Source organism: Nocardioides sp. CPCC 206348 (assembly GCF_048654705.1).
Taxonomy (GTDB): Bacteria; Actinomycetota; Actinomycetes; order Propionibacteriales; family Nocardioidaceae; genus Nocardioides.
Window position 1 is genome coordinate 110,771 of the sequence record NZ_JBMCZA010000229.1, and the last position, 6,682, is coordinate 117,452.

Sequence of the window (6,682 nt, forward strand, 5' to 3'; positions counted from 1 at the left end):
GCCTGGAGCGTGAAGGTGCCGTCGGGCACGACGTCCGCTCCGCGGGCATGGGTGATCTCGAAGGAGTCGAAGGCCGCAGCGGTGGTCGTGCCGTCCTGGGCGGCGAGCGCGTAGAGACCGACCTGGGTGGTGTCGAACGCGACCGTCGTGGTCGCCGCCGTCACCCACGACCCCGTGCCCTCGTCGTGATAGCTGGTCGTGATCGTGTTGCCGGTGCGCTGCAGCCGCAGCGTCTCCCCGGTCGACCCCGGCCGGTCGGCGAAGCCCACCGCACCGAAGGCGGCCCCCGTCTCCCGGTCGGTCTCGATCGCGATGCCGGACGGGGCCAGCGCTCCGACGTAGGTCAGACCGGCGCGGACGTAGTTGTCCATGTCCTGCCAGGCGATCAGCCCGGCACCTTGATAGACCTTCGAGACCGGCGCCGTGAGGGTCGCGGTGGCCGTGAAGTCCCCGGCGGGCACGTCGAGCATCACCAGGTTCTTCGCGGTGTTCGTCGTCTGCCAGGTGTCGCCGGCCTGACCGGTGAGGTGCAGGGCTCCGCCGCTGACGTCGAGGGCGGACGGGTCGGGGTTGACCACCCCCCAACGCCCGGCGAGGGCATCGCCGTCGAAGGCATCGGACCACGTCACCGTGCCTGCCGCGGCAGCGGCCGGGGTGGCGGTGAGGCCCAGTCCGGCGGCGCTGGCGAGCAGCCCGGCGAGGAGGGCGAGCGAAGCGCCGGAGGCGGCCAACAGGCGGCGGCCGGAGCGGGACGGGGGCAATGTGACGGACGACACAGGATGATTGTTAGCGCTAACATTCCTGTTCCGTCAAGGCTTTCCAGTGAATCCGTCGGGAACGATTCGCGCCTTGTTCGTAGGGGTTGACGGGAGGGGTGACGGCAGTCACACTCCGTTGTTAGCGCTCACAAACGGAGGAACGATGTCGCGACTCGCCCCAGCCCTACGCCGACTGTCCGCCTTGCTCGCCCTCGCCCTGGTCGGGGGCCTGCTGCTCCTGCTGCCGTCGGTGCGACCAGCGGCCGCGGACGTCACTGACGGCCTCGTGGTGCGCTACGACCTCGACCAGACCTCGGGGTCAACCGTCGAGGACACCTCCGGCCATGACCGTGACGGCACCCTCGTCGGCGGCACCTGGGGTGGCGGAGTGCTCACCCTCGACGGGGTCGATGACCACGTGAAGCTGCCCAACAACGTGCTGGCCGGCCTCGACGCCATCACCGTGCACGTGGACGTGTTCGTCGAGCCGACCCAGGCCGCCCCGTTCTTCCTCTGGGGGCTGGGCAATTCGGCCACGTCCGGCTCGGGCACGGGCTATCTCTTCGCTGCCGGCAACGCCTTCCGCGCCGGCATCACCCCGACCAACTGGTCCGGCGAGAAGGTCACCGCCCGCACCAGCGGCGGCAACCTCGCCCGCGGCGTGTGGAAGTCGGTGACCTACACGCAGACCGGAACGACCGGCACCCTCTTCGAGGACGGCGTCCAGGTCGGCCAGAACACCGCTGTCACCGTCACCCCCGGCTCCATCGGCGCCGGCGTCACGGTCAACAACCTGCTCGGCGAGTCCAACTACGCCGCCGACAACAGCCTCAAGGGCAAGCTCCGCAACTTCCGCATCTACGACCGCGCCATCACCGCGGCCGAGGTCGCGGACATCTCGTTGACCGACGCCAACCGCGTCGCTGCCGACAAGGCGGCCCTCGACCTCGGCGACATCTCGGCCGTGTCCGACGACCTCGCCCTGCCCGCGACAGGTGCGTTCGGCTCCACCATCACCTGGTCCTCCTCCGACACCGCCGTCGTCGCGAACAACGGCGCCGTGACCCAGCCCGGCGCCGGCTCGGACCCCACCGACGTCACGCTGACCGCCACCCTGGCCCGGGGCACCGCGAGCGACACCCGCACCTTCACCGCGACCGTGGTGCCCGACGACAGCGACCTCGCCAAGGCCGAGGCGGCAGCCGCCGCGATCGCGCTGGTGCACCCGGACGACGTACGCGGGAACCTGACCCTGCCGACGACGGGGACCGGCAGCGCCACCATCACCTGGGCGAGCGACGACCCCGCGGTCGTGGACGACGCCGGCATCGTGCACCGTCCGGCACACGGCGCAGGCAACGACACGGTGGTCCTGACCGCCACCGTCACGGTCGGGGCTGCCTCCGCCACCCGCGACATCACCCTCACCGTGCGGGAGCTGCCCGCGGCAGCGCCGTACGAGGGGTACGCCTTCAGCTACTTCACCGCCAGCAGCATCCCCGGCGAGAAGATCTACTTCGCTGCCAGCCGCGGCAACAACGCCCTCAAGTGGGACGAGCTCAACAACGGCCAGCCGGTGCTCGAGTCGACCATGGGCGAGATGGGCCTGCGCGACCCGTTCCTGATCCGTTCCCCCGAGGGTGACCGGTTCTTCCTGATCGCGACCGACCTCTCGATCGGACGCAACGGCGACTGGGACCGCTCCCAGCGCACGGGCAGCCGCTACCTCGAGGTCTGGGAGTCCACCGACCTCAAGACCTGGTCCGCGCAGCGCCACGTGCTGATCTCGCCGCCCACCGCTGGCAACACCTGGGCCCCGGAGGCCTACTGGGACGAGGACCTGCAGCAGTACGTCGTGTTCTGGGCCTCGAAGCTGTACGCCGAGAACGACCCGAACCACACCGGCAGCACCTACAACCGGATGCTCTACGCCACCACCCGGGACTTCGTGACCTTCAGCGAGCCGCAGATCTGGCAGGACCGGGGCGAGTCCCGCATCGACTCGACCGTCGTCCGCGAGGACGGCCACTACTACCGCTTCACCAAAGACGAGGGCGGCGGTGGCACCGGCTGCTCCGACATCATCCAGGAGACGGCCGACCAGCTGACCGCCGTCGACCTGCCCGGCAACCCCGCGTGGGCCATGCAGGACTCCTGCATCGGGCGCGACGCCGGCACCGGTGCCGTCGAGGGACCGACCGTCTTCAAGGCGAACCCGGGTGACACCTCGGGCAACGACTTCTACCTCTTCGTCGACGAGTACGGCGGCCGCGGCTACATCCCGCTCGGCACCGATGACCTCACCCAGCCGAACTGGCAGGTCCCTGCCGTCTACGACCTGCCGGGCAGCCCGCGCCACGGCACCGTGATCCCGGTGACCAAGGCCGAGCTCGACAGCCTGCGCGAGGGCATCGTGATCCCCGAGCCGCCGACCCCGGTCGAGGCGAACGAGGACGGCCTCGTGGCGCACTACGAGCTCGACGCCACCACGGGCACGACCGCAGCGGACAGCTCGGGCCACGGGTACGACGGCACGGTGTCGGGCGACGCGACCTGGGCCGACGGGCAGCTGAACCTGGGCGGCACCAACGGCCACGTGAAGCTCCCCGACGACATGATGGCCGGGCTCGACGCGATCACCGTGTCGACCGAGGTCAAGGTCGACCCGACCCAGCCGACGCCGTACTTCATCTGGGGCATGGGCAACACCGACGGAGGCGGGACCGGCAACGGCTACCTGTTCACCACGGGCAACAGTGCCTACCGAACCTCGATCGCGAGCGCCAACTGGACCACCGAGCAGACCGCGACCAGTGGCAACGCCCTGGCCCGGGACGTGTGGAAGACCCTGACGTACACGCTCCAGGACGGCACCGCGACGCTCTACCTCGACGGCGTGAAGGTCGGCGAGAAGACCGGTGTGACCATCAAGCCGGGCGACATCGGTGACGGCGACACGGCAGCCAACTACATCGGCCGCTCGGTCTACAGCGGCGACAAGTACCTCAAGGGCGCGGTCCGTGACTTCCGGATCTACAACCGGGCACTCACGACCGCCGAGGTCCGCGACCTCGCAGCCGACCCGACCGCGATCCTCGGTGTCGACCTGCCCAGCCTCAAGGTGCCGGCCATCGTCGACAGCGCCACCTCGACGGTGACCCTGCCCGTCACTCCGGGCACCGGCCTCACCGGCCTCGACCCGTCGTACGACGTCAAGGCGGGCTCGACGCTCGACGTGGACGGACCGGCGGACTACTCGGCTCCGCGCACCGTGACGGTGACCGCCCCCTCGGGCGCGACCCGGGAATGGACCGTGCGCGCCGTCCAGATGAAGTCGCCGGTGCTGCCCGGGCTGTACGCCGACCCGAACATCGCCGAGTTCGACGGCGTCTACTACCTCTACGCCACCACCGACGGCTTCGCCGGCTGGGGCGGCAAGGAGTTCTACGTCTGGAAGTCGACCGACCTCGTCGACTGGACCCGGTCCGAGGAGCCCTTCCTCACCCTCGACGGCGCCAACGGCAACGTCCCGTGGGCGAGCGGCAACGCGTGGGCTCCGACGATCATCGAGCGGGGCGGGAAGTACTACTTCTACTTCTCGGGCCACAACCCGACGTACAACCGCAAGACCATCGGTGTCGCCGTGGCGGACAGCCCCGAGGGGCCGTTCACCGCGCAGCCGCAGGCGATGATCCTCAACAACGAGGCCGTGACGTCGGGCCAGGCCATCGACCCGGCCGCCTTCCAGGACCCGGTGACGGGCAAGTACTTCCTGTTCTGGGGCAACGGTTCCCCGGTGTACGCCGAGCTGTCCGACGACATGTTGTCGATCAAGCAGGAGACGATCAGCGGGATCAGCGGGCTGACCAGCTTCCGCGAGGGGACGTTCCTCAACCACCGCAACGGGATCTACCACCTGACGTACGCGATCGACGACACCGGTTCGCCGAACTACCGGGTCGGCTACGCCACCTCGACCAGCATCAACGGCCCGTGGACCTACCGCGGCGTGATCCTCGAGAAGGACGTCTCCCAGGGCATCCTCGGCCCCGGCCACAGCTCGATCATCCAGGTGCCCGGCACCGACGACTGGTACATCGCCTACCACCGCTTCGCGATGCCCACCTTCTCGTCACCGGGAGGCGACGGGAACCACCGGGAGACCACCATCGACCGGCTCACCTTCGGCGAGGACGGGCTGATCCAGAAGGTGACGCCGACCCTCAGCAGCATCGACCCGCTGGAGACGCCCCCGGTCGCGCCGGTGAACGAAGCCGCGCCGACGATCTCGGGGACACCCCAGGTGGGGCGGAAGCTGACCGCGGGACCGGGCATCTGGGACACCCCGGGCCTGACCTACAGCTACCGGTGGATGCGCAACGGCGTCGCGATCAGCGGTGCGGCAGCACCGACGTACACGCCGCGCGCGGCCGACGTCGGACGCCGGCTCACGGTGCGCGTGACGGCCACTGCTCCCACGGGCCTGAGCGGCACGGCCACCTCGCTGCAGACGGCGGCGGTGAAGCGAGCCGGCGCCACGACGCTGCTGAAGCTGTCCGACACCACGCCGCGCCCCCGCCAGCGGATCACCGTGAAGGTCACCGTCGCGACATCGCCCTCGACCGTGCTGGCCACCGGCCGGGTCGTGGTCAAGGTCGACGGCCGCGTGGTCGCCCGACCGGTGCTGCGCAACGGCGTCGCCCGGGTCGTGATCACCCTCCGCAGGGGTGTACACACGATCAAGGCGGGTTACGCCGGGTCCGCCACCGTGGGCAGCGACGACACGGCCGCGGTGCGGGTCAAGGCCAAGAGGTAGGAGTCGACAAATGGAACAGCGCACCTTCGACCGGGCCAAGGTGGACGTCTCCGCCATCGGCCTCGGCACCTGGCAGCTCGGCGCCGACTGGGGCGAGGTGACCGAAGCCGACGCGCGGGCCGTGCTCGAGGAGGCGGCCGCGGGCGGCGTCACCTTCTACGACACGGCCGACGTGTACGGCGACGGACGCAGCGAGCAGATCGTCGGCCGCTTCCTCGCCGCTCACCGCGACGACGGCTTCACCGTTGCCACGAAGATGGGGCGCCGGATGGAGCAGGTCCCGGGCAACTACACGCCGGAGAACTACCGGGCCTGGCTCGAGCGGTCGCGCACCAACCTGGGCGTCGACCGGATCGACCTGGTGCAGCTGCACTGCCCGCCGTCTGCGGTCATCGATGACGACGCGACGTACGACGCGCTCGAGGCGCTGGTCGCCGACGGGATGATCGCGGCGTACGGCGTCAGCGTCGAGACCTGCGCCCAGGCGCTCTCCGCCATCGCGCGACCCGGGGTCGCCTCGGTCCAGATCATCCTCAACGCGTTCCGGCTCAAGCCGCTCGACGAGGTGCTGCCCGCAGCGGCCGCTGCGGGGGTCGGCATCATCGCCCGGGTCCCGCTGGCCTCCGGCCTGCTCTCGGGTCGGTACGACGACACGACCGCCTTCCCGGCGGACGACCACCGCACCTACAACCGCGACGGCAGCGCCTTCGACGTGGGCGAGACCTTCTCCGGCGTGGACTACCGGACCGGCGTAGCGGCAGCGCGGGAGTTCAGCGACCTGGTCCGCGACACGCTCGGCGACGGGGTCACGCCTGCCCAGGCCGCGCTCGCCTGGTGCGCGCAGCAGCCCGGCGTCAGCACCGTGATCCCCGGCGCCCGCAGCGTCGAACAGGCGCGGGGCAACGCCGCCGCCGGCGCGCTCGGCCCGCTCCCTGCCGCGTTCCTCAACGGAGTCCGCGGCATCTACGACGCGCGACTACGGGACCAGATCCACCCGCGGTGGTAGCGCCCGGGCCAGGGCAAGGCGCGCGTCGATCGCGGCCGGGCTGAGCACGGCGTCCAGCGCCAGGGCCGCACATCCCACGAGGCCGGCGCGGTCGCCGTACGT

Annotated in this window: 3 protein-coding genes; 2 read left to right on the forward strand and 1 reads right to left on the reverse strand. The window is 70.5% G+C overall.

Annotated features, from left to right (window positions below; translation table 11 throughout):
* Positions 1–776: DUF1349 domain-containing protein (locus tag ACOADB_RS26335; protein WP_378605980.1), on the reverse strand; the 776-nt coding region annotated here is incomplete at its 3' end.
* 145 nt (positions 777–921) lie between these two features.
* On the opposite strand from ACOADB_RS26335, the gene ACOADB_RS26340 reads away from it, so the two are divergent.
* Together ACOADB_RS26340 and ACOADB_RS26345 are read left to right on the forward strand one after the other, a co-directional pair.
* Positions 922–5,574 (forward strand): family 43 glycosylhydrolase, encoded by a 4,653-nt coding sequence (locus ACOADB_RS26340; protein ID WP_378605983.1) that lies wholly within the window; start codon positions 922–924, stop codon positions 5,572–5,574.
* A gap of 10 nt (positions 5,575–5,584) precedes the next feature.
* Positions 5,585–6,580, forward strand: a complete 996-nt coding sequence (locus tag ACOADB_RS26345; RefSeq protein ID WP_378605986.1) for an aldo/keto reductase — start codon at positions 5,585–5,587, stop codon at positions 6,578–6,580.
* The last annotated feature ends 102 nt before the right edge of the window (positions 6,581–6,682 follow it).

Coding starts and splice junctions, on each gene's coding strand:
- ACOADB_RS26340 (WP_378605983.1), top strand. CDS start 922: ATGTCGCGACTCGCCCCAGCCCTACGCCGACTGTCCGCCTTGCTCGCC.
- ACOADB_RS26345 (WP_378605986.1), top strand. CDS start 5,585: ATGGAACAGCGCACCTTCGACCGGGCCAAGGTGGACGTCTCCGCCATC.